Annotated in this window: 20 protein-coding genes; 15 read left to right on the forward strand and 5 right to left on the reverse strand. The window is 54.1% G+C overall.

What is annotated here, in order from left to right; all coding sequences use genetic code 11:
* The first annotated feature begins 2 nt into the window (after positions 1 to 2).
* The 10 genes from D5398_RS08510 to D5398_RS08555 all read left to right on the forward strand — a co-directional run bounded on the left by D5398_RS08510 (position 3) and on the right by D5398_RS08555 (position 11,413).
* Positions 3 to 956 (forward strand): respiratory chain complex I subunit 1 family protein, encoded by a 954-nt coding sequence (locus tag D5398_RS08510; protein WP_120507214.1) that lies wholly within the window; start codon positions 3 to 5, stop codon positions 954 to 956.
* A gap of 45 nt (positions 957 to 1,001) precedes the next feature.
* Positions 1,002 to 2,726: a hydrogenase large subunit gene (locus D5398_RS08515; protein WP_120507215.1), complete on the forward strand. Its 1,725-nt coding sequence runs from the start codon at positions 1,002 to 1,004 to the stop codon at positions 2,724 to 2,726.
* A gap of 15 nt (positions 2,727 to 2,741) precedes the next feature.
* The gene (locus D5398_RS08520) at positions 2,742 to 3,296 is read left to right on the forward strand and encodes a formate hydrogenlyase complex iron-sulfur subunit (protein WP_120507216.1); all 555 of its coding nucleotides are present in this window, start codon (positions 2,742 to 2,744) and stop codon (positions 3,294 to 3,296) included.
* Positions 3,296 to 4,093, forward strand: coding sequence for an NADH-quinone oxidoreductase subunit B family protein (locus D5398_RS08525; RefSeq protein WP_120507217.1), 798 nt, complete (start codon positions 3,296 to 3,298; stop codon positions 4,091 to 4,093). Before D5398_RS08520 ends, D5398_RS08525 begins: the two co-directional genes overlap by 1 nt.
* Positions 4,093 to 4,572, forward strand: a complete 480-nt coding sequence (locus D5398_RS08530; protein WP_120507218.1) for a formate hydrogenlyase maturation HycH family protein — start codon at positions 4,093 to 4,095, stop codon at positions 4,570 to 4,572. The genes D5398_RS08525 and D5398_RS08530 overlap by 1 nt, the downstream gene beginning before the upstream one ends.
* Complete coding sequence (gene hycI / locus D5398_RS08535; protein WP_120507219.1) at positions 4,565 to 5,047, forward strand: hydrogenase maturation peptidase HycI; 483 nt, start codon at positions 4,565 to 4,567, stop codon at positions 5,045 to 5,047. Before D5398_RS08530 ends, hycI begins: the two co-directional genes overlap by 8 nt.
* 167 nt (positions 5,048 to 5,214) lie before the next feature.
* Entirely contained in the window at positions 5,215 to 5,760 is a 546-nt protein-coding gene (hydN, locus tag D5398_RS08540) for an electron transport protein HydN (protein WP_120507220.1), read from the forward strand.
* A gap of 23 nt (positions 5,761 to 5,783) precedes the next feature.
* Complete coding sequence (fdhF, locus tag D5398_RS08545; RefSeq protein WP_120507221.1) at positions 5,784 to 7,955, forward strand: formate dehydrogenase subunit alpha; 2,172 nt, start codon at positions 5,784 to 5,786, stop codon at positions 7,953 to 7,955.
* A 115-nt stretch (positions 7,956 to 8,070) separates the two neighbouring features.
* A complete protein-coding gene (gene hypF / locus D5398_RS08550) occupies positions 8,071 to 10,395 on the forward strand; it encodes a carbamoyltransferase HypF (RefSeq protein WP_120507222.1) in 2,325 nt (774 codons plus the stop codon).
* Positions 10,388 to 11,413 (forward strand): HoxN/HupN/NixA family nickel/cobalt transporter, encoded by a 1,026-nt coding sequence (locus D5398_RS08555; protein WP_120507223.1) that lies wholly within the window; start codon positions 10,388 to 10,390, stop codon positions 11,411 to 11,413. The genes hypF and D5398_RS08555 overlap by 8 nt, the downstream gene beginning before the upstream one ends.
* A 23-nt stretch (positions 11,414 to 11,436) precedes the next feature.
* Here D5398_RS08555 and csgC read toward each other — a convergent pair whose 3' ends face one another.
* The 3 genes from csgC to D5398_RS08570 all read right to left on the reverse strand — a co-directional run bounded on the left by csgC (position 11,437) and on the right by D5398_RS08570 (position 13,153).
* Complete coding sequence (gene csgC / locus D5398_RS08560; RefSeq protein ID WP_120507224.1) at positions 11,437 to 11,766, reverse strand: curli assembly chaperone CsgC; 330 nt, start codon at positions 11,764 to 11,766, stop codon at positions 11,437 to 11,439.
* Between the two features lie 88 nt (positions 11,767 to 11,854).
* Positions 11,855 to 12,328 carry a curli major subunit CsgA gene (gene csgA, locus D5398_RS08565; RefSeq protein WP_120507225.1) on the reverse strand — a complete coding sequence of 158 codons (474 nt, stop codon included), beginning with the start codon at positions 12,326 to 12,328 and terminating at the stop codon, positions 11,855 to 11,857.
* 180 nt (positions 12,329 to 12,508) lie between these two features.
* Positions 12,509 to 13,153, reverse strand: coding sequence for a curlin (locus tag D5398_RS08570; RefSeq protein ID WP_244216729.1), 645 nt, complete (start codon positions 13,151 to 13,153; stop codon positions 12,509 to 12,511).
* Between the two features lie 717 nt (positions 13,154 to 13,870).
* Here D5398_RS08570 and csgD point away from each other — a divergent pair.
* The 4 genes from csgD to csgG are packed head-to-tail and all read left to right on the forward strand — an operon-like array spanning position 13,871 to position 16,240.
* Complete coding sequence (csgD, locus tag D5398_RS08575; RefSeq protein ID WP_120507226.1) at positions 13,871 to 14,521, forward strand: biofilm master transcriptional regulator CsgD; 651 nt, start codon at positions 13,871 to 13,873, stop codon at positions 14,519 to 14,521.
* A complete protein-coding gene (csgE, locus tag D5398_RS08580) occupies positions 14,502 to 14,921 on the forward strand; it encodes a curli production assembly/transport protein CsgE (RefSeq protein WP_415838455.1) in 420 nt (139 codons plus the stop codon). The genes csgD and csgE overlap by 20 nt, the downstream gene beginning before the upstream one ends.
* Before the next feature lie 60 nt (positions 14,922 to 14,981).
* The gene (gene csgF / locus D5398_RS08585) at positions 14,982 to 15,374 is read left to right on the forward strand and encodes a curli production assembly/transport protein CsgF (RefSeq protein WP_112290770.1); all 393 of its coding nucleotides are present in this window, start codon (positions 14,982 to 14,984) and stop codon (positions 15,372 to 15,374) included.
* Positions 15,375 to 15,406: 32 nt separating this feature from the next.
* Complete coding sequence (gene csgG, locus D5398_RS08590) at positions 15,407 to 16,240, forward strand: curli production assembly/transport protein CsgG (protein WP_120507227.1); 834 nt, start codon at positions 15,407 to 15,409, stop codon at positions 16,238 to 16,240.
* A 74-nt stretch (positions 16,241 to 16,314) separates the two neighbouring features.
* Here csgG and D5398_RS08595 read toward each other — a convergent pair whose 3' ends face one another.
* Positions 16,315 to 16,773, reverse strand: a complete 459-nt coding sequence (locus D5398_RS08595) for a nuclear transport factor 2 family protein (protein WP_120507448.1) — start codon at positions 16,771 to 16,773, stop codon at positions 16,315 to 16,317.
* Positions 16,774 to 16,990: 217 nt separating this feature from the next.
* On the opposite strand from D5398_RS08595, the gene D5398_RS08600 reads away from it, so the two are divergent.
* A complete protein-coding gene (locus D5398_RS08600; RefSeq protein ID WP_244216730.1) occupies positions 16,991 to 18,766 on the forward strand; it encodes a DUF4153 domain-containing protein in 1,776 nt (591 codons plus the stop codon).
* Positions 18,767 to 18,811: 45 nt separating this feature from the next.
* Here D5398_RS08600 and D5398_RS08605 read toward each other — a convergent pair whose 3' ends face one another.
* Positions 18,812 to 19,330 (reverse strand): cytochrome b, encoded by a 519-nt coding sequence (locus D5398_RS08605; protein ID WP_120507229.1) that lies wholly within the window; start codon positions 19,328 to 19,330, stop codon positions 18,812 to 18,814.
* Positions 19,331 to 19,470: the final 140 nt, after the last annotated feature.

Here is a 19,470-nt window from a genome sequence, read left to right on the forward strand (position 1 = left end):
CTATGAATTTTCCCTCCCTGCTTGCCGGTTCGCTGTGGCCGCTGGCGCTGCTCCAGGCGGCAGCTTTACTGGCTGTCGCTCCGTTGTTTGCCGGATTCAGCCGCGTGATGCGTGCGCGGATGCACAACCGGCGCGGACCCGGCATATTTCAGGAATACCGTGATATCGCCAAATTACTCCAGCGTCAGAGCGTCGCACCCGCAGCGGCAGGCATGGTGTTTCGCAGTATGCCGTATCTGCTGACCGGTGGTTTGCTGGTGATTGTCACCGCCCTCCCGATGGTGACGCTGACCTCACCGATGGGCGCGGCGGGCGACCTGATCACCATTATCTATCTGTTTGCCGTGGTGCGTTTTGTCTTTGCCATCGCCGGTCTCGACACCGGCAGTACTTTCACCGGTATTGGCGCCAGCCGCGAAGCCGTTCTCGGTGTACTGGTTGAGCCGATCCTGCTGCTCGGCCTGTGGGTGGCGGCGCTGGTCGCCGGTTCCACTTCGCTCGGCGCGATTGCCGCCCGCGTTCTGCACTGGCCGCTGTCTTCTTCCTTAACCCTGATTCTGGCCGGTCTGGCCTGTGCGTTCGCCACGTATATCGAAATGGGCAAATTGCCGTTTGATATGGCCGAAGCCGAGCAGGAATTACAGGAAGGTCCGCTGACTGAATATTCCGGCGCGGCGTTAGGCGTGCTGAAAATCGGCATCAGCCTGAAACAACTGGTGGTGTTGCAGTTGTTCCTCGGCCTGTTTTTCCCATTCGGCATGGCAGAACACCTGACACCGCTGGCGCTGCTGACCGCCGTGATCTTCTGCCTGCTGAAACTGCTGATCGCCGTGTTTGTCGTCGCGCTTATCGAGAACAGCGTCGCCCGACTGCGCTTTCTTAAAACCTCCCGCACTACGTGGGCGGGGTTCGGTCTGGCGTTTCTGGCACTGGTTTCCTGGCTGGTCGCAGGCTGACCTGACATTTTTTCTTATCCCGCCACGGCGGGAAGAGGCTTTGCAATGAGTGAGTTCAACACCGCATTAAATCAAAATCCGGTCGGTAAAGAGTATCTGGCTGCACTGGAAAAACAGTTCCCTTCGGCGATCCTCGGCAGCGAATGGCAGACCGACACCCAGGCGACCGTCACCATCAGGCTGAACTGGCTGCCGGAAGTGGTCGAATGGCTGTACTACCAGCAGGGCGGCTGGCTTTCCGTGCTGTTCGGGAACGATGAGCGCACGCTGTGCGGCAATTACGCACTGTATTACGTGCTGTCGATGGAAAAAGGCGTGAAATGCTGGATAACCGTGCGCGCTGAAGTGGATCCGATTTCGCTGGAATTCCCTTCCGTGACGCCTCGCGTACCGGCCGCCGTCTGGGGTGAGCGCGAAGTGCGGGATATGTACGGTTTGCGCCCGGTCGGCTTGCCTGACGAACGCCGTCTGGTACTGCCGGATGACTGGCCAGACGATTTATATCCGCTGCGCAAAGATGCGATGGATTACCGCCAGCGCCCTGCCCCGACCACGGACGACGAAACCTATCCGTTTATTTCTGAGGCCAAAGAAGGCAGCAAAATCGTGCCGATTGGCCCGCTACACGTCACTTCTGACGAACCCGGACACTTTCGTCTGTTTGTTGATGGCGAAGACATTATTGACGCGGATTACCGTCTGTTCTACGTACATCGCGGCATGGAAAAACTGGCCGAAACCCGCATGGGCTATAACGAAGTGACGTTTTTGTCAGACCGCGTGTGTGGCATTTGCGGCTTCACTCATAGCGTGGCTTACACCTCGTCGGTCGAAAATGCGATGGGCATTGTAGTGCCGGAACGCGCGCAGATGATCCGCTCCATTTTGCTGGAAGTGGAACGTCTGCACAGCCATCTGCTGAACCTCGGGCTGGCCTGTCACTTTGTCGGTTTTGACTCCGGCTTCATGCAGTTTTTCCGCATCCGTGAACAGTCGATGAAGATGGCGGAAATCCTGACCGGGGCGCGCAAAACTTACGGCATGAATCTGATCGGCGGTATTCGTCGCGACATTTTAAAAGACGACATGATCGCCACCATCGCGCTGGCGGGCGGCATGCGCCGTGACCTGAATGAGCTGGTGGATATTTTGCTGAGTACCGCCAATACAGAGCAGCGCAGCATGGGCGTCGGCATTCTGGATCCGCAGGTGGCCCGCGATTTCAGCAACGTGGGCCCGATGGTGCGCGGCAGCGGTCACCGTCGCGATATGCGACAGGATCACCCCTACGCCGGTTACGCCAAACTGCCGTTCGAGCTGTGCAGCGAAACCGGCAACGACGTCTATTCCCGCCTGAAAGTCCGGATCCATGAAGTTTTCAACGCGCTGAACATGATCGAGTTTGGCCTGCAAAGTCTGCCCGGCGGCCCGCTGGCGGTAGAAGGCTTTAACTATATTCCGCACCGTTTCGCGCTGGGTTTTGCCGAAGCGCCACGCGGTGATGACATCCACTGGAGCATGACCGGCGACAACCAGAAGCTGTTCCGCTGGCGCTGTCGTGCGGCGACTTACGCCAACTGGCCGACGCTGCGCTACATGCTGCGCGGCAATACCGTTTCCGATGCCCCGCTGATTATCGGCAGCCTCGACCCCTGCTATTCCTGCACCGACCGTATGACGGTGGTCGATGTGCGCAAGAAAACGTCCATCGTCGTGCCTTACAAAGAGATCGAACGTTACGGCATCGAACGCAAAAATTCGCCGCTTTAAGGAGCCGCTCAAATCATGCTGAAACTGATTAAAAAAGTGCTCAAAACCGGCACGGCGACGGTGGGATATCCGTTCCAGCCGCTAGATTTAGCGCCCAACTTTCGCGGCAAACCGCAATACACCGCGCAGCAGTGTATTGCCTGCGGTGCCTGCGCCAATGCCTGTCCTTCCAACGCGCTGACCATGACCACGGCAGAAGACGGCGAAACCCTCCGCTGGCAGCTGTTTTTAGGTCGCTGCATTTTCTGCGCCCGCTGCGAGGAAGTCTGCCCGACGGCGGCCATCAAATTATCGCAGGAATTCGAACTGGCGGTCTGGCGCAAAGAGGACCTGTATGAAACCGCGGATTTCCCTGTCTGCCATTGCCGGGAATGCGGCAAGCCTTACGCCGTGCAAAAGGAAATCGACTTTGCGCTCAGCCTGTTGCAGGAAAGCGCCGCGCTGAGCGACCGGCAGATAAGCGATCGCCGCGTGCAATATGAAACCTGCCCGACATGCAAAAAAATGCACGGTCTTTCTTCCAGCGACCGCATTGATATTGGCCGCCATATGACTACGGAGGCCCGCTGATGAGCCATAACCCGATTGCGCCGCGTGACGAAAATGGCCTGCCGGTGCCCGTAACGCTGGATGAAAGTATTGCCAAACTGAAATCGACTTTACTTAACAGCATCCGTCGTTCCGCCTACGTTTACCGTGTGGACTGCGGCGGCTGTAACGGCTGTGAGATTGAGATTTTCGCCGCCATCTCACCCCTGTTTGACGCTGAACGTTTTGGCATCAAAGTCGTTCCATCGCCGCGCCACGCAGATATTTTGCTTTTTACCGGTGCGGTCACCCGTGCGATGCGTATGCCCGCTTTGCGTGCCTGGGATTCAGCGCCGGACCCGAAAATCTGCATTTCCTACGGCGCGTGCGGTAACAGCGGCGGTATTTTCCACGACCTTTATTGCGTCTGGGGCGGCACAGACAAAATCGTACCGGTAGACGTTTACATCCCCGGCTGCCCGCCGACACCGGCGGCAACTATTTATGGTTTCGCGATGGCGCTGGGTTTGCTGGACCAAAAAATCAAAGGCCAGCAACACGACGAGACAGCCGCAGAACCGGCTGCTTTATTGCATCCCGAACTGCCGCAGCCGTTGCGCGTGCTGCTCGACCGCGAGGCGCGTCGCATGGCCGGTTATCGCTATGGTCGCCAGATTGCCGATGAGTTTATGGAACTCGTCGCTGCGCCCGGTTTGCTGCCGGTGGAGCAACGGGTTTCTGAATATCTCGCGCAGAAAAGTGACCTCCGCCTGAGCGAAATCGTCGGCAACCTGCAACACATTTATCAGCAGGTGCTGCGCGGGGAGGTACGTCTGTGATGACCTCCGTTAACGACCAGCGCTACGCGCGCCATCAGCCTTATACCGGTCATACGCCTGACAAAAACAAAGTCATTTTCTACTCGCTGAGCAGCAAATTTGTCGATGAAAAAAGCGCACAAAAACGCAGCTCGCAAAAAGCGCAGGAAGTGATTTATTACAGCCTGGCCATCGGTCATCACCTCGGGGTGATCGACTGTCTGCAATCACGCCTCGAATGCCCGCTCGACGGCTATCTCCAATGGATTAACTGCCTGCCCGAAAACTGCGAGGCCCGCCGCAAACTGGCCGGTGTTCAGCGTTTTGGCGAGATCAATATCGACAGCAGCCATACTCATTTGCTGGCACTGGCGCTGCGTGACGCAAGCCCGCAGATGACGGCGCAACAACAAGGCTGGAGCGAACAGCTTATCGCCCTGCTTGCGCAAATTGAAAACGACCCCGCCATGTACCTGATGGTCAGGAGATACGATGCCTGATTCGACTTTCCGCTACGCACTGTTGTGCGTGGGCAACAGCATGATGGGCGACGATGGCGCTGGCCCCCGGCTGGCGGAGCTGTGCGCGGAGAAACCGCTGACCGGCTGGACGGTGGTGGACGGCGGTGCTGCGCCTGAAAACGACATCGGATTTTTACGCGAGCTGCACCCGCAGCATCTGGTGATTGCCGACGCCACCGACATGGGGCTGGCACCCGGTGAAATGCGCATTATCGCCGAGGAAGACATCGCCGATATGTTCATGATGACCACTCACAATCTGCCGCTGACCTTTCTCATGCAGCAGCTGCGTGAGGACATCCCGCAAATCACATTTGTCGGCATTCAGCCCGACGTTGTCGCTTTCTATTACCCGATGACTGACGCCGTAGAACAGGCGGTCCGCCGCCTGCATCAGCTGTTACCGCGACTGGAAACCGGGCTGGGGATCGCCCCGTTCAGTCTTTCGACATAACTGTCGATAGGGTGACGATGCAGACATGACGTCAGTAAATAATTTCGTCAGAAGACCAGCGGATAAAAATAAGCTGCTGAATTTAATATCAAAAAATTAAAAACAGGAACTGGCACGCTTTATGTATAGCCAGTAGATGAAACCAATGACTTAGGGATGAAAAAAACATGAACCGGTTCATCATCGCCGACCCCAAAAAATGCATCGGCTGTCGTACCTGTGAAATTGCCTGTGTGATGGCACACAGCGATTCAGAGGATATCTCACTGCTCAATGCCGCGACGTTCGCGCCACGTTTGCATGTGATCAAAGGCGTCAATCTCAGCACTGCCGTGATGTGCCGCCAGTGCGAAGACGCACCCTGCGCCAATGTCTGCCCAAACGGTGCTATTGCGCGCACCGGTGACCATGTTCAGGTTATGCAGGAACGCTGCATCGGCTGCAAAACCTGCGTCGTTGCCTGCCCGTATGGCGCGATGGAAGTGGTCACCAAACCGATTTTTCGCCAGAACGGCGCGGCGATGGTCGCGACCTCCGATAAAGCCGAAGCGCATAAATGCGACCTCTGCTATCTGCGCAGCGAAGGCCCGGCCTGCATGGAAATCTGCCCGACGAAAGCGCTCTACGCTATCGACCGCAACCAGTTACAGGAAATGAACGCAGAAAAACGCCGCCGCGCTGCGCTCGACAGCACTTCACCCCTGCTGTTTTAAACCCGGATAGAGGAAGTCATTCAATGAATAAAGTTACTACTGTCTGCCCGTATTGCGGCGCCGGATGCAAAATGAATCTGGTTGTGGATCAGGGAAAAATCATTCGCGCGGAAGCCGCGAACGGCGTGACCAATCAGGGCGAATTGTGCCTGAAAGGCTATTACGGCTGGGATTTTCTTAATGACACCAAACTGCTGACGCCGCGTCTGACGCAGCCGATGATCCGCCGTCAGAAAGGCGGAAAACTCGAAGCCGTGAGCTGGGATGAAGCCATCCGCTACACCGCGCAGCGTCTGAAAGAAATCAAACAAAAACATGGCCCGCGCTCGATCATGACCACAGGTTCTTCCCGTGGCACTGGCAATGAAACCAACTACATCATGCAGAAATTTGCCCGTGCGGTCATCGGCACCAACAACGTCGACTGCTGCGCCCGCGTGTGTCACGGCCCGTCCGTCGCCGGTTTACAGGCCACGCTCGGCAACGGCGCAATGAGTAATTCCATCGGCGATATCGAGAACTCAAAATGCCTGCTGGTGATCGGCTATAACTGTGCTGACTCCCACCCGATCGTCGCCCGCCGTGTGATCAAAGCCAAAGAAAAAGGCGCGCAGATTATCGTCTGCGATCCGCGTCGTATCGAAACTGCCCGTATTGCCGATCAGCATCTGCAAATTAAAAACGGCTGCAACATGGCGCTGGTGAATGCTTTTGCCCATGTGCTGATCGAAGAAAATCTGTATGACCACGACTATGTTGCCAAATACACCGAAGGCTTCGAGGAATACCGTAAAAACGTCGCCGATTATTCACCGGAGGCCATCGGGGAGCAGACCGGCGTATCTGCGCAACAAATCCGTCAGGCGATGCGCACTTACGCCGCCGCGCCTTCTGCCACGATTATGTGGGGCATGGGGGTCACACAGTTTGGTCAGGCCGTGGATGTGGTCAAAGGGCTGGCCGGACTGGCTTTGCTGACCGGTAATCTGGGGCGCGCCAACGTCGGCGTCGGCCCTGTTCGTGGTCAGAATAACGTGCAGGGCGCGTGTGACATGGGCGTGTTACCTAATGAATTCCCCGGCTATCAGTCGGTCACTGATCCGAATATCCGCGCGAAATTCGCCGATGCCTGGGGCATTGACGTCAATCAGATGGACACGGAAGTCGGCCTGCGCATTACTGAAATCCCGCATCTGGCGATTGAAGGCAAGGTCAAAGCCTACTACATCATGGGCGAAGATCCTTTGCAGACCGAAGCCGATTTAGGGCTCGTGCGCAAAGGGTTTGAGGCGCTGGAATTCGTTGTAGTGCAGGATATCTTCATGACCAAAACTGCGGAACAGGCGGATGTCATTTTACCGGCCACTTCCTGGGGTGAGCACGGCGGCGTGTTCACCTGTGCAGACCGTGGTTTCCAGCGTTTCGAAAAAGCCATCGAGCCGAAATACAACGTCAAACGCGACTGGGACATCATCAGCCTGCTGGCCACAGAAATGGGTTATCCAATGCATTATCAGGATAACCAGGAAATCTGGGATGAAATGCGCAGCCTGTGTCCGCTGTTCTACGGCGCGACCTACGAAAAAATGGGCGAACTGGGACACGTTCAGTGGCCTTGTACCACGCCTGAAGATCCGGGGACGCAGTTCCTTTACGCCGACAATCACTTCGATACACCGACCGGTAAAGGCCAACTGTTTGCCGCGCCTTGGCGTGCGCCCGCCGAAGTGCCGGACGGCGATTATCCGCTGGTGCTGTGTACTGTGCGTGAAGTCGGTCACTACTCCTGCCGCTCAATGACCGGTAACTGTGCGGCGCTGCAAACGCTGGCCGATGAGCCGGGCTTCGTGCAGATGAATCCGGTAGATGCTCAGGCACTGGGTATCCGCGATCAGCAACTGGTCTGGGTGTCATCACGCCGAGGCAAAGTCATATCCCGCGCCAACTACAACGAGCGTATCAACGCCGGTGCGGTTTACATGACTTATCAGTGGTGGATTGGTGCCTGTAATGAACTGACGCAGGACAATCTGGATCCGATTTCTAAAACGCCGGAAACCAAATACTGCGCGGTGAAAGTCGAGCAAATTGCCGATCAGCGCTGGGCAGAAAACTACGCCCAGCAAACTTACAGCGACATGAAAGCGCGCCTGCGCAGTGCCGTCGAAGATGTGATCCCGGTGGTTGAGGTTTAAGTTTAGCGCCTCCCCCAAAGGAGTGGATCCTGGCTTTGCTCCCTCCCCTTCGCTGGGGAGGGAGCAAAAACCTCTCTTTTCGCCGCCCGCTTCTTAACGTTTAAAAAGGCTTTTTATGTCTGGCTTACTCATTCGCATCTCAGGCAAGGTCCAGGGCGTCGGTTTCCGGCCATTTATCTGGCAACTGGCTGACCGGCTCCAGCTTTGCGGGGAAGTCTGTAATGACAGCGCCGGTGTTGAAATCAGGCTGCTTGCGCCGGTTAATATCGAAACTTTTATCCGCCAGTTACAACGCAACTGCCCGCCGCTGGCGCGCATCGACGGTATCAGCGTGGACTCTTTCGAGTGGCAGGATGTGCCACAACATTTCACCATTACGCCAAGTCGTCAAAGCCGGATGGACACGCAGGTGGCGCCCGATGCGGCGACCTGCCCGGAATGTTTGCAGGATATTTTCCGCCCCGGCAACCGGCGGTTCGGTTACGCTTTTACCAACTGCACCCATTGCGGTCCGCGTTTTACGCTGATCCGCACCATGCCCTACGATCGTCCTTCCACCAGCATGGCGCAATTCGCGCTGTGTCCGGCGTGCCAGCAGGAATATGACAATCCTGCCGACCGGCGTTTTCACGCCCAGCCGGTGGCATGCCCGCACTGCGGCCCGCAGGTCAGTGCGACATTTCAGGATGGCAAAATACTGGCGCAGGATCAGGCTGCGCTGGATCACGCCGTGGCCACATTGCGTGCGGGAAAAATCGTCGCTATCAAAGGGCTCGGCGGATTTCATCTGGCCTGTGATGCCACGCGGCAGGACGCGGTAATGCGGCTGCGTGAGCGAAAACATCGTCCGTCCAAACCGCTGGCTGTGATGCTGCCGGACATCGGCTGGCTGGCGCGATGCAGTGACGACAGCCCGCAGTTTGCGCTGCGTGAACTGCTTGAATCCCCCGCCGCACCGATTGTGCTGGCGACGAAAAGCGCGATGTCGCCGTTGTGTGCAGCCATCGCGCCGGAGCTTGATGAAACCGGCCTGATGTTGCCGTTCACGCCCTTGCATCATTTGCTGATGCAGGCATGTCAGACGCCGCTGGTGATGACGTCCGGCAATGCCGCTGGTTGTGCTCCGGCGCTGACCGTGACTGAAGCGCTCGCGCAGCTCAGTGACATCGCCGATCTGTGGTTACTGCATAACCGCGACATTGTTCAGCGTGCTGATGATTCTCTGGTGCGGCTGACCGCGCAGGGTACCGAAGTGTTGCGTCGTGCGCGCGGTTATGTGCCGGATGCGCTGCCGTTGCCGCCGGGTTTCAGCCTTCAGCCACCGCTGCTGGCGCTGGGCGGCGACCTTAAAAATACCTTCTGCCTGGTTCGCGGACATCAGGCCATTCTCAGCCCGCATTTTGGTTCGCTGACGCACAGTGATATCGCAGAGCAACAGCGGCAGGCGATTGAACATTTTCAGCGACTTTATGACTGTACGCCAGTGGCAGTGGCGCGCGATGCGCATCCGGGTTATGTCAGTCACCATCAGGCCGAACACCACGCTTTGCGCATAGTGGATGTCTTTCATCACCACGCGCATATCGCCGCCTGTCTGGCCGAACATCACTGGCCGCTGGAGGGTGGCAAGGTGATTGGTCTGGCGCTGGATGGCCTCGGTTATGGCGAAAAAGACGGCCTGTGGGGCGGTGAATGCCTGCTGGCCGATTATATGCACTGTGAGCATTTGGGGGGATTACCTGCCGTCGCACTGCCCGGTGGCGATCGTGCTGCATGCGAGCCATGGCGCAATTTACTGGCACACTGGCAGGCGTTCGTGCCGGACTGGCAGACGCGTCCACACGCGCAGTCGCTGCTTTCACACCCGTGGGAGCCGCTGTCAAAAGCCATTGCTGCCGGAATCAATTCGCCGCTGGCGTCTTCCTGCGGTCGTTTATTCGATGCTGTCGCCGCTGCAATTGGCTGCGCACCGCCGCAGCTCAGCTGGGAAGGTGAAGCCGCCTGCAGACTGGAAGCGCTGGCAAATCAGGCGCACGGTGTTTCACATCCGGTCACAATGCCGCTGCGGCATAGCGAAAATGGAACATTTCTGGATCTGGCAACGTTCTGGCAACAGTGGCTGGACTGGCAGGCCCCACCTGCCGCACGGGCTTTCGCTTTTCATGATGCTCTCGCACAGGGGCTTGCCGCCCTCGCCTGTTATCACGCAGTCAGGACCGGCATCCGCACCGTCGCCACCGGTGGTGGTGTGCTGCATAACCGTCTGCTGCGCCAGCTTTTACACCGCTATTTAACGCCCCTGAATGTGCTAATGCCGCAAAACATTCCCGCCGGTGATGGCGGTCTGGCGCTCGGTCAGGCACTCATTGCCTGCGGCCGCCTGCAACAGACTTCTGCTCAAAATTCTTCTGGTTATAAAAATAAGGATCTCCATGATTAACCGTCAATTTTTCTCTTCGAACCGCCGAGCATTCTGGCTGTTAACCGGACTGGTGGCCGTGAATTTGATCGCCTGGGGATGGGCGCTGGCGGTGTTTCGTCACAACGCGGCACTGATTGCCGCGGCATTACTGGCTTACAGCTACGGGCTGCGCCACGCGGTGGATGCCGATCATATTGCCGCCATCGATAATGTGACCCGTAAGCTGATGCAACAAGGCCAGCGACCGGTCGCCGTCGGGGCCTTTTTCTCGCTCGGACATTCCAGCATTGTGGTGCTGGCCTGCGTGGCAATCGCCGCCACTTCGCTGGTCTTTGGCAATAAAATCGGCTGGCTGCATGAGTACGCAAGCACAATCGGCACGCTGGTTTCCGCGCTGTTCTTATTACTGATGGCGCTGCTGAATGCGCTGATCCTGCGGGATGTTTACCGCCGTTTTCAGAAAGTGAAACAGGGAGAAACTTTTACCGCCAAAGAAGAGCTACAGGCGGTACAAGGCGGCGTGATGAGCCGGATTTTCAGCTTCGCGTTTAATCTGGTGAATAAAAGCTGGCAGATGTATCTGGTGGGTTTTTTATTCGGACTGGGTTTTGATACCGCCACTGAAATCGGCCTGCTGGGCATTTCAGCCGCAGGTGCGTCTTCCGGTATGTCGGCGTGGAGCATTATGGTGTTTCCGGCGCTGTTTGCCAGCGGCATGGCGCTGGTCGATTCACTGGATAATTTTGTGATGGTCGGGGCTTACGGGTGGGCGTTTGATAAACCGGTGCGCAAGCTCTATTACAACATGACCATTACTGCCACCAGTGTGGTGATTGCCCTGTTTATCGGCGGGCTGGAAGCTCTGGGGCTGATGGCCGACAAACTGGATTTGCACGGCGGATTTTGGACGATTGTCGAGCGTCTCAATGACAATATGGGCAGCGTAGGATACGCCGCCGTGGCGATTTTTCTGGTGTTCTGGGGCCTCTCGGCGCTCAATTACCGCCGTAAAGGCTACGACAATCTGGCTGTATAGTCTGCTCGCCGGGACTTCAGAAGTCAGGCGTCATTTGGCAAGGTGATCTGTTTTTCCAGACGCAGCGATCCGCCGTCCGTTACTGTAATCATAATTTGAGTTTTACTGCCCGGCTGGACGGAAAAACGCATACGGCCAAGAGGCTGCGGCTGATTAGCGGAAAGGTTCACATTGCTGCTCTGACGACTGGTGCTGCTGCCCGACACGCCTTCTTGTGAAACGGAAACTGCCACCTGACAGGCGCAGGCTTTGGTGAGGTTAACCATCGGGGTGATGACGTAAGTCTGGGCATCGTTGTGGGTGTCGAACCACAGCTGGTTAGACATCACGGCGGCAATCAGGAGCAAATGCATGGCGTTTATCCTCAGGGTTCAGTCGAAAAAAAACAGGGCTAGTGCCCTGTTCTGTGTTGCTCCTCCCCTTCGCAGGGGAGGGAGTGAATCAGTTTTGTGAAGCGTAGGCCAGGTTAGCTGTACCGACCTGAGTAATGCTGGTCAGAGAGCCATTAGCACTTTGTGAAGCCTGAGCGTAGTTGCCTGAACCATTCTGGGAGACAAGCACTTTGCTGCCGTTGGCGCTCTGCGCTACGTTAGCACCGTTGTAGTCACCCTTTTGCACTACGCTGATCAGGCTGCCATCACCGGTCTGATTGGTACCGGCGCTGTTTCTGTAACCATCCTGGTTAATCGCTGTGAGCGATTTTTGTGCGCCAGTCTGAGTGGCGTTGGCCAGGTTTGAAGTACCCTGTTGGTAAATCTGAATTTCAGAATTCCACTGAGTCGCAGTAAACGTCGGCACTGTTGACGGAGGTGTAGAAGGACCACCGCCGCCACCACCACCATGACTTGGACCGGTTGCAAATGCACTGCCACTGACGACTAAAGCGGAGACTGCCACAATTTTCCAAAGTTTCATGATGCTACCCCATTGGTTTAATATCGGATGTCATAAAAAACGTTTTACTTTTCATACTTCGAATTTCAGATGCGTTGGCTGCGCTCGCTCACACCCGTCGCTTAGTTATCTAAGCTCCCGGCGCTTCCCGAGTTGGCCACCTTCCTGCACCTCGAACTATTTTGAGTAAAATTTTGTGTTTTAATGCTGTGTCACTCTAATCGCCATTCCTGACGAGTTTTGTACGACACCGCTGCTCTGGTTCGTACCATTCTGGCGAATTTCCGTCACACTCCGGCCTTTTTGCAGAATGTAAGCCGTATTGCCAAAATTCTGTTGCGTAATGGATGCATCCCCGCCGCCGCTTTGCGATATATAAGCAAAGTTATCGCTGCCGCTTTGGGATATATCGGCGTTATTTCCATTACCTCGCTGATTTACCACCGCAGTATTGTCTGCGCCTGATTGTCGGATTACGCTGGAATTTCCATAACCCGTCTGATTATTCGCAGCCAGATTGCTATTACCGTTCTGGTAAATCGTTGATGAATTCCCCGATGAATTTCTCGCGCCAGCAAAAACTTGATCCGGATTACCAGAACTCATTTCCGAGTAAGCCATATCAAACTGCTGAGCGTGAACGACCCAGGATACTGAAAGTAACGCCAGGGTCAGCAAAGTCTTTTTCATTTCGTCACCCTGTATATCACCGGTGACTGTGTATTTTCTCACCGGGTTATTGCTGTTGACGAATTGATTATGGTGTTTGGCGAAAATAAGAAACTCACCCGCACGTCGTATTTTAATTTTCAACTTCATTAAAAAGTATGAGACGTCACTTCTCATGCGGATTGACCAGAATGCCCCGGTAATACGTCAGTGATGCTAATAGACCCCATGGCATTAATCCTAAAGTGCCAGGAAACCTCGGCGTAAATAATCACACAAATGCAACTATTCCTAATATCTCTGCGGTTTAAAAAAGGCATTAAAAGAGATCGCTGCCACATTTCCAACCCTTAACAATCCGCCTTCTGAGCTATTTCGTGCGCCCGCAGGCCGCTTTGCATAGGGACAAACGAGCTTAAATGCGGTCTCACCTAAGTGAAATCGATTATACAGGATGCAGTTATTTGCGTTATTAAAGAGGAATCATGCGCCCGGTTGCTGTATTGCGCCGATTATTCAGGCCGGTATTTATTTAAATTCGCAGTCATAACAAGGCCGAACGTTAAGATAGTGTAAAGTCATTACATAAGATATTTTTAACATGAACCTCTCATGCTTATGTCAATACATTAAGAAAACTTTATACATTTTACGTTACATTTTGAAACATAAATAAGCCTTGCGTAAGGTAAACCAAAAGCTAAATTGAGTCTGTACCGCACATAAAGCGATATGAAATATTATGTGCCTCAGGCCGTGTTTATTTGCTACTTTCAGATATACACAGCAAATATAAAGCTATAGGTTTAGCAAAATAAAATCTCAGTCTATTACCGGCCTGTTTATTAACAGGTGCGGCAGGCTGTGGCTATAAAATCAGGGCAGGGTTTCATTATGAGTAATGAAGCAGCAATCAATAATAATATTCTTTTATTAGTGACTAAACCATCATTACAAGCCAGTGCTTTATTGCAGCAATTAAAACAGCAACTTTGTGTCAGTACCCGATTACACAGCATTCATAAAACTCTTGAGGATCAGTATCTTCATCAGACGCTTATTCTGTTCGATATGATGGAAGCTGACCGGCGGACTATTGAGGTCTGGCAATCCGCCATTAACCGTTATCACGACAGTGTGAAATTATTATTATTAAATACTCCTGACAATTACCATTTTCGGGAAATAGAAACCTGGCCGCGAATAAGTGCTGTCTTTTATCTTTCTACGGATGAAGAACATCTGGTGGAAGGGATCCGCAGCGTGATCCGCGGAGAATGCTACTTCTCGCAAGGTTTCGCCAGCTATCTGATCAATCAGTCCGGCGCTTTCAGGCATATGCATACGGAAGACACCGGCCTGACCCATCGCGAAAAAGAGATCCTCAATAAGTTGCGTGTGGGTGCGTCAAACACGGAAATCGCACAGCTTTTGTTTATCAGCGAAAACACCGTAAAGACACATCTCTATAATTTATTTAGGAAAATATCGGTAAAAAACCGTACTCAGGCGGCGTCCTGGGCGAATGACAATCTCAAGCGCTGACATCATGACTATTTGCATCAGAAGCTTCTGGCTCTGGCTGGCGCTGCTTTGCGCCACCTGCCTGCACGTGCAGGCTGCGGATATAAAAGACCCCGGGCTGATTACCGACCATACGGTGACGTCGGTAGGTCACGATTTTTATCGTGGCTTCACCGCCAAATGGGAACTGAACTACCCGGAAACCATCACGATTTCAGAAAGACCCAGCGCCCGCTGGGGCAGTTGGATCACCATAAAAATAGGTCAGGACACCATTTATCAAACCCTGCTGTTTCCAAACCGTCGTAATTTTGGAAAGGACGTCGATACCGCGCTGGCCGGCGTGACGGAGGCGTTATCAAGACGTCAGCTGGACAAAGCATTACTTGGCACCGGGGATCTTGCCCATGACGAATTTTAATGCACAGCCTCTTCTAAGGAGAGCATCGTGAATATTCCAGTCTCTGCTTCGCGTTCAGTCATGCTGCTGGCATTACTGACGGCGTCCCCGGTTTCCTGGGGAGGCAACATGGTATTCCAGTTCATTAACCCGAATTTCGGCGGCAACCCGAATAATGGTGCGTTCCTGCTTAATGAAGCCCAGGCGCAGAATTCCTACAAGGATCCGGACTCTTACGATTTCGGCACCACCGGCACCTCGGCGCTGGATAACTTTACCGCGTCGATACAGTCGCAGTTACTGGGCAGTCTGATGGGCAACGTGAATCAGGGTAAACCGGGACGGCTGGTGACGCAGGACTTTATTGTGGATATCCAGAATACCGACGGCCAGCTGGTGATGAACGTCACTGACCGTAAAACTGGCAAGATTTCCACCATTCAGGTTCAGGGCCTGTCTGCCACGACCAACTGATTCCGACGATCAATAAAAACAGGAACACCATCATGCGCAGCTATTTATTACTCATCGCAGTTTTTGTGTTGAGCGGGTGTCTCACAGCGCCCCCGAAAGAAGCCGCCAGACCTACATTATTACCGCGGGCACCGAGTTATACCGACCTGACTCATCTCCCGTCACCAAAGGGGCGTGTATTCGTCTCCGTTTATAATATTCAGGATGAAACCGGCCAGTTCAAACCGTATCCGGCGAGTAACTTCTCGACTGCGGTGCCGCAAAGCGCCACGGCCATGCTGGTCTCGGCGTTAAAAGACTCGAAATGGTTTATTCCGCTGGAACGTCAGGGACTGCAAAACCTGCTCAATGAACGCAAAATTATCCGGGCAGCTCAGGAAAATGGCAGCGTCGCTATCAATAACCAGCGCCCCCTTTCTTCTTTAGTGGCGGCGAATATTTTGATCGAAGGCTCGATTATCGGCTATGAAAGCAATGTGAAATCGGGCGGCATCGGAGCGCGTTACTTCGGTATCGGTGCCAGTACGCAGTACCAGTTGGACCAGATAGCCGTGAACCTGCGTGCTGTCGACGTCAATACCGGGGAAGTTCTGTCGTCTGTGAATACCAGCAAGACGATTTTGTCGTATGAAGTGCAGGCAGGGGTGTTCCGCTTTATCGACTATCAGCGTCTGCTGGAAGGCGAGCTGGGCTATACCACCAATGAACCTGTGATGTTGTGCCTGATGTCGGCTATTGAATCCGGGGTTATTTATCTGGTCAATGACGGTATCGACCGTAATCTGTGGCAATTGCAGAATCCGTCGGAGGTGAATTCACCGATACTGCAACGCTACAAAAACAGCGTTGTCCCTGCCGAATCCTGATGTTCGGTAGTTGGCGAAAGATAGCCGTCGGTTGAGGCGGCTATCTTTCTTTTTAAGATGATTAAAGAGCAGTTTCAGGTTTTATTCTCTTCACTTTTCACTACCTGACGGTAATTGTTCACCCGCTTTTTGTCCTCAAGATTAAAGTCAGGATCGAGATAAATGCTCAGCCGCTTAATCAGCAAATCATCAAACGCAAACACCGTACAGAAATGATGGCTGCCAGCTTCTGAGGTAGGCCAGCGGTCGCCGTTTTGCATCACGCCACGCATTTGCCCTTCCAGCACAATGGTGTCACAGTCGCTGAAAAACCGGAAAGCATCCTGAATATGTTGGATCTTGTCGATTTCCAGCGCAAAGCGTTTACCCAATTCTCCCAGGGATGACTTCCCCTGCGCAGTGCCAAATTTCGGAAAAAACAGCACCACATCGTCAGCAAAGAGATCCAGCAAAGACGAATCTGCCTGATCCAGTTTGGCGTAGAAATTCTTAACGATTTCAATGCGTTTTTCTTTCAGTTCGTGTTCTGCCATTTTCACCTCGAAATACTCCATCCAATACTTAAGCCTAGTGACTGCGGCTGATTTTGCCAGTTATGTGGTGAGGCTCACACAATGCCGGTACCCCCCCGGATAAGACTTTTCAGCGCCGCGACGCGGAAACCACTACACTGGCGGATGTTTTAGCATTACTTCCCCTTACACTTTCGGAGAGTCACGGATGTCTCAGTTCAATCGGGCTGGTCTTAGCATGCCCCTTCCACCCGTCCCTTCCCGCTGGCTGATCATGATTGTCTGCCTGTTGCAGGGACTTTTGCTGTATTACTTTTTCTCAGATAGCCCGGCGGTAACGCAATCGGGTTTCTCCCACAATATTTACGGCCAGACTATGGCATTCACATTACCGGTGATAATTTCGTTGTCGCTGGTGCAGTTGAATGACCGCAGATTCTGGGGCGCAACCTTATTTATTACCTTGCTGTTGGCGGGCATGGCGGCGTGGGTAAAAAGTAATGTGACCGGAACACCGGCAGACTCGGTGGGGATACCGTTTAACTTTTCGCTGGTGGCGATGGTATTTTTTGTGCTGCCGTGGTTACAGGTGCAGACGTTCCCGGCGCAGAACCGGTATCGTTACGCCCATCTTTCGGCCTGTTACAGCCAGAACATGCTTTGCGCTATGCTCACTTTCCTGCTGATGCTGCTGACGGTCGGCGTGCTGGCACTATGCGCGGCGCTGTTCCGGGTGATCGGGATTGAATATTTCCACGAGCTGTTTTTCGATACGCCACTGTTCATGCATCTGGTTTTCGGACTGCTGCTGGGAATAAGCATCATTACCTGCCGCACCCAACCGGCACTGATGAACACCACCCGAAATATTATCCGTTTCATTCTCAAAGGCCTGCTGCCGCTGGTCGCCTTCGTGGCGCTGATTTTCCTGTTCGCCCTGCCCTTCACCGGTCTGACCGCGCTGTCGCAAACCTGGTCTGCCGCCAGTCTGCTCACCATTATGGCGCTGAGCCTGCTGGTGCTGGTTAACGTGGTACGTGAAACGGACAGTGGGATGAAACCCTATCCGCAGGCTGTCCGCTGGCTGGTCAATGCGGCAGTCCTGCTGCTGCCGGTCTATGCCGCGCTGGCGTTGTACGCCACGGGTGTGCGGATTTCGCAATACGGCTGGACGCCGCAGCGTCTGTGGGCGGTGCTGATTATTGTGGTCACGCTGACAGCCTCACTTTGCTACAGTTTTTCCGTCATTGATAAACGTCCGGACTGGCTGTCGCGCCTGAATCAGTTCAATAAACCGCTGTCATTGTTAGTGGTGCTGCTGGTTATCGCGGTCAACAGCCCGCTGCTCGATCCATACCGTATCAGCGTGAACAGTCAGCTGGCGCGACTCGACAGCGGTAAAACGCAGGCGAAAGATTTTGATCTCAGATTACTGCGTTTCGGGACGGGCCGCCGTGGCAACGAAGCGCTGGAAAAACTGCTGCAACATCCGGCCTTTACAGCCGATCCTCGCCTGCTGGTGACGGTAAAAAATACGATTGCGCAGACCTCCCGCTGGGGCTCATACAATGATAAAGAGGCCGATGCGCTGGCTAAAAATTACCGTATCGAAGATGCAAAAAAGATGATCACGCTGGCGAAAGGCGCGGTGCAACCGGATGACGGCTGGTGGAAGGGTCTTCCGGCACAGGAAAAATACCGTAATACCCTGCGCGATTGTCTGAGCGTTCAGGGCGCGTGCATCGTCAATACGCTGGATCTCAACAGCGACAGACAGAAAGAGATCCTGCTCTGTAATACTCTGGATGCCCCTTCCGTGAACTGCCGGATTTACGCTAAACAGGCCGGACAATGGACACAAAGCGGCGAACTTTATCTGTATGAAGATAAGGATAAGGAGACGCTGATACAGGCACTGCGCAACGGCGAAGTTAAACCTTCGCCGCGCAAATGGGCGGATATCCAGATCGAAGGGAAACGTCGCGTGGTGCATTACCAGCAGGATGAAAACTGATTTCTTTGCCCGTCACCGGCAGGGTCTCTGCCGGTGAACCCGCCGTTAAGGCATCATGCGTAATAAGGTGTCATCTTTACGGAAGTAATGATGAAAAATCGCCGCCAGCGCATGTAAGCCAATCAGGTAATAACCGCAGTTCGCCAGAAACTCATGCGCCTGTTTCACCGTGCTGCGCACGGAAGGATCCGGCGTCACGAACTGCGGCACCGGCCAGCCGAACAGAACCCAGTCACGTCCGCCGTATTCCAGCGTCAACATGCCCAGCACCGGCAACGAGAGAAACAACAGATACAGGACACCATGCACAGCATGGGATGCCGCAATCTGCCAGCGCGGCAAAGGCGGCGTGATAACCGGTGTGGTGTAGCGGGTACGCAGAAAGACACGCGCCCACATCAGCAGCCAGACGCAGATCCCGAAATTAAAATGCAGTAAACGCACCAGCGGCTGATTATCCTCCGGAAAATAGTCGCGGGTCAGCATCGCGGTATACGTCAGAATAATCATCAGTAACGTTGCCCAGTGCAGGCTTATCTGGGACAGCGAATAACGGGTTTTCATAAGGCGTTTCCTGACCGGATTAAAGGAGCGGTTTAACCGTATTTCCGAATAAGTATAAAGAAGAATTACGCAGACTTTGTGGACAGGCCGGGGGCGAAAGGTAAAGAAGTTAAAGTACTGTTAAAAAAACCGGGCCAAAG

The organism is Rahnella bruchi (assembly GCF_003614975.1).
Classification (GTDB): domain Bacteria; phylum Pseudomonadota; class Gammaproteobacteria; order Enterobacterales; family Enterobacteriaceae; genus Rahnella; species Rahnella bruchi.

Coding starts and splice junctions, on each gene's coding strand:
- D5398_RS08510 (WP_120507214.1), top strand. CDS start 3: ATGAATTTTCCCTCCCTGCTTGCCGGTTCGCTGTGGCCGCTGGCGCTG.
- D5398_RS08515 (WP_120507215.1), top strand. CDS start 1,002: ATGAGTGAGTTCAACACCGCATTAAATCAAAATCCGGTCGGTAAAGAG.
- D5398_RS08520 (WP_120507216.1), top strand. CDS start 2,742: ATGCTGAAACTGATTAAAAAAGTGCTCAAAACCGGCACGGCGACGGTG.
- D5398_RS08525 (WP_120507217.1), top strand. CDS start 3,296: ATGAGCCATAACCCGATTGCGCCGCGTGACGAAAATGGCCTGCCGGTG.
- D5398_RS08530 (WP_120507218.1), top strand. CDS start 4,093: ATGACCTCCGTTAACGACCAGCGCTACGCGCGCCATCAGCCTTATACC.
- hycI (WP_120507219.1), top strand. CDS start 4,565: ATGCCTGATTCGACTTTCCGCTACGCACTGTTGTGCGTGGGCAACAGC.
- hydN (WP_120507220.1), top strand. CDS start 5,215: ATGAACCGGTTCATCATCGCCGACCCCAAAAAATGCATCGGCTGTCGT.
- fdhF (WP_120507221.1), top strand. CDS start 5,784: ATGAATAAAGTTACTACTGTCTGCCCGTATTGCGGCGCCGGATGCAAA.
- hypF (WP_120507222.1), top strand. CDS start 8,071: ATGTCTGGCTTACTCATTCGCATCTCAGGCAAGGTCCAGGGCGTCGGT.
- D5398_RS08555 (WP_120507223.1), top strand. CDS start 10,388: ATGATTAACCGTCAATTTTTCTCTTCGAACCGCCGAGCATTCTGGCTG.
- csgC (WP_120507224.1), bottom strand. CDS start 11,766: ATGCATTTGCTCCTGATTGCCGCCGTGATGTCTAACCAGCTGTGGTTC.
- csgA (WP_120507225.1), bottom strand. CDS start 12,328: ATGAAACTTTGGAAAATTGTGGCAGTCTCCGCTTTAGTCGTCAGTGGC.
- D5398_RS08570 (WP_244216729.1), bottom strand. CDS start 13,153: ATGAGAAGTGACGTCTCATACTTTTTAATGAAGTTGAAAATTAAAATA.
- csgD (WP_120507226.1), top strand. CDS start 13,871: ATGAGTAATGAAGCAGCAATCAATAATAATATTCTTTTATTAGTGACT.
- csgE (WP_415838455.1), top strand. CDS start 14,502: ATGACAATCTCAAGCGCTGACATCATGACTATTTGCATCAGAAGCTTC.
- csgF (WP_112290770.1), top strand. CDS start 14,982: ATGCTGCTGGCATTACTGACGGCGTCCCCGGTTTCCTGGGGAGGCAAC.
- csgG (WP_120507227.1), top strand. CDS start 15,407: ATGCGCAGCTATTTATTACTCATCGCAGTTTTTGTGTTGAGCGGGTGT.
- D5398_RS08595 (WP_120507448.1), bottom strand. CDS start 16,773: ATGGCAGAACACGAACTGAAAGAAAAACGCATTGAAATCGTTAAGAAT.
- D5398_RS08600 (WP_244216730.1), top strand. CDS start 16,991: ATGCCCCTTCCACCCGTCCCTTCCCGCTGGCTGATCATGATTGTCTGC.
- D5398_RS08605 (WP_120507229.1), bottom strand. CDS start 19,330: ATGAAAACCCGTTATTCGCTGTCCCAGATAAGCCTGCACTGGGCAACG.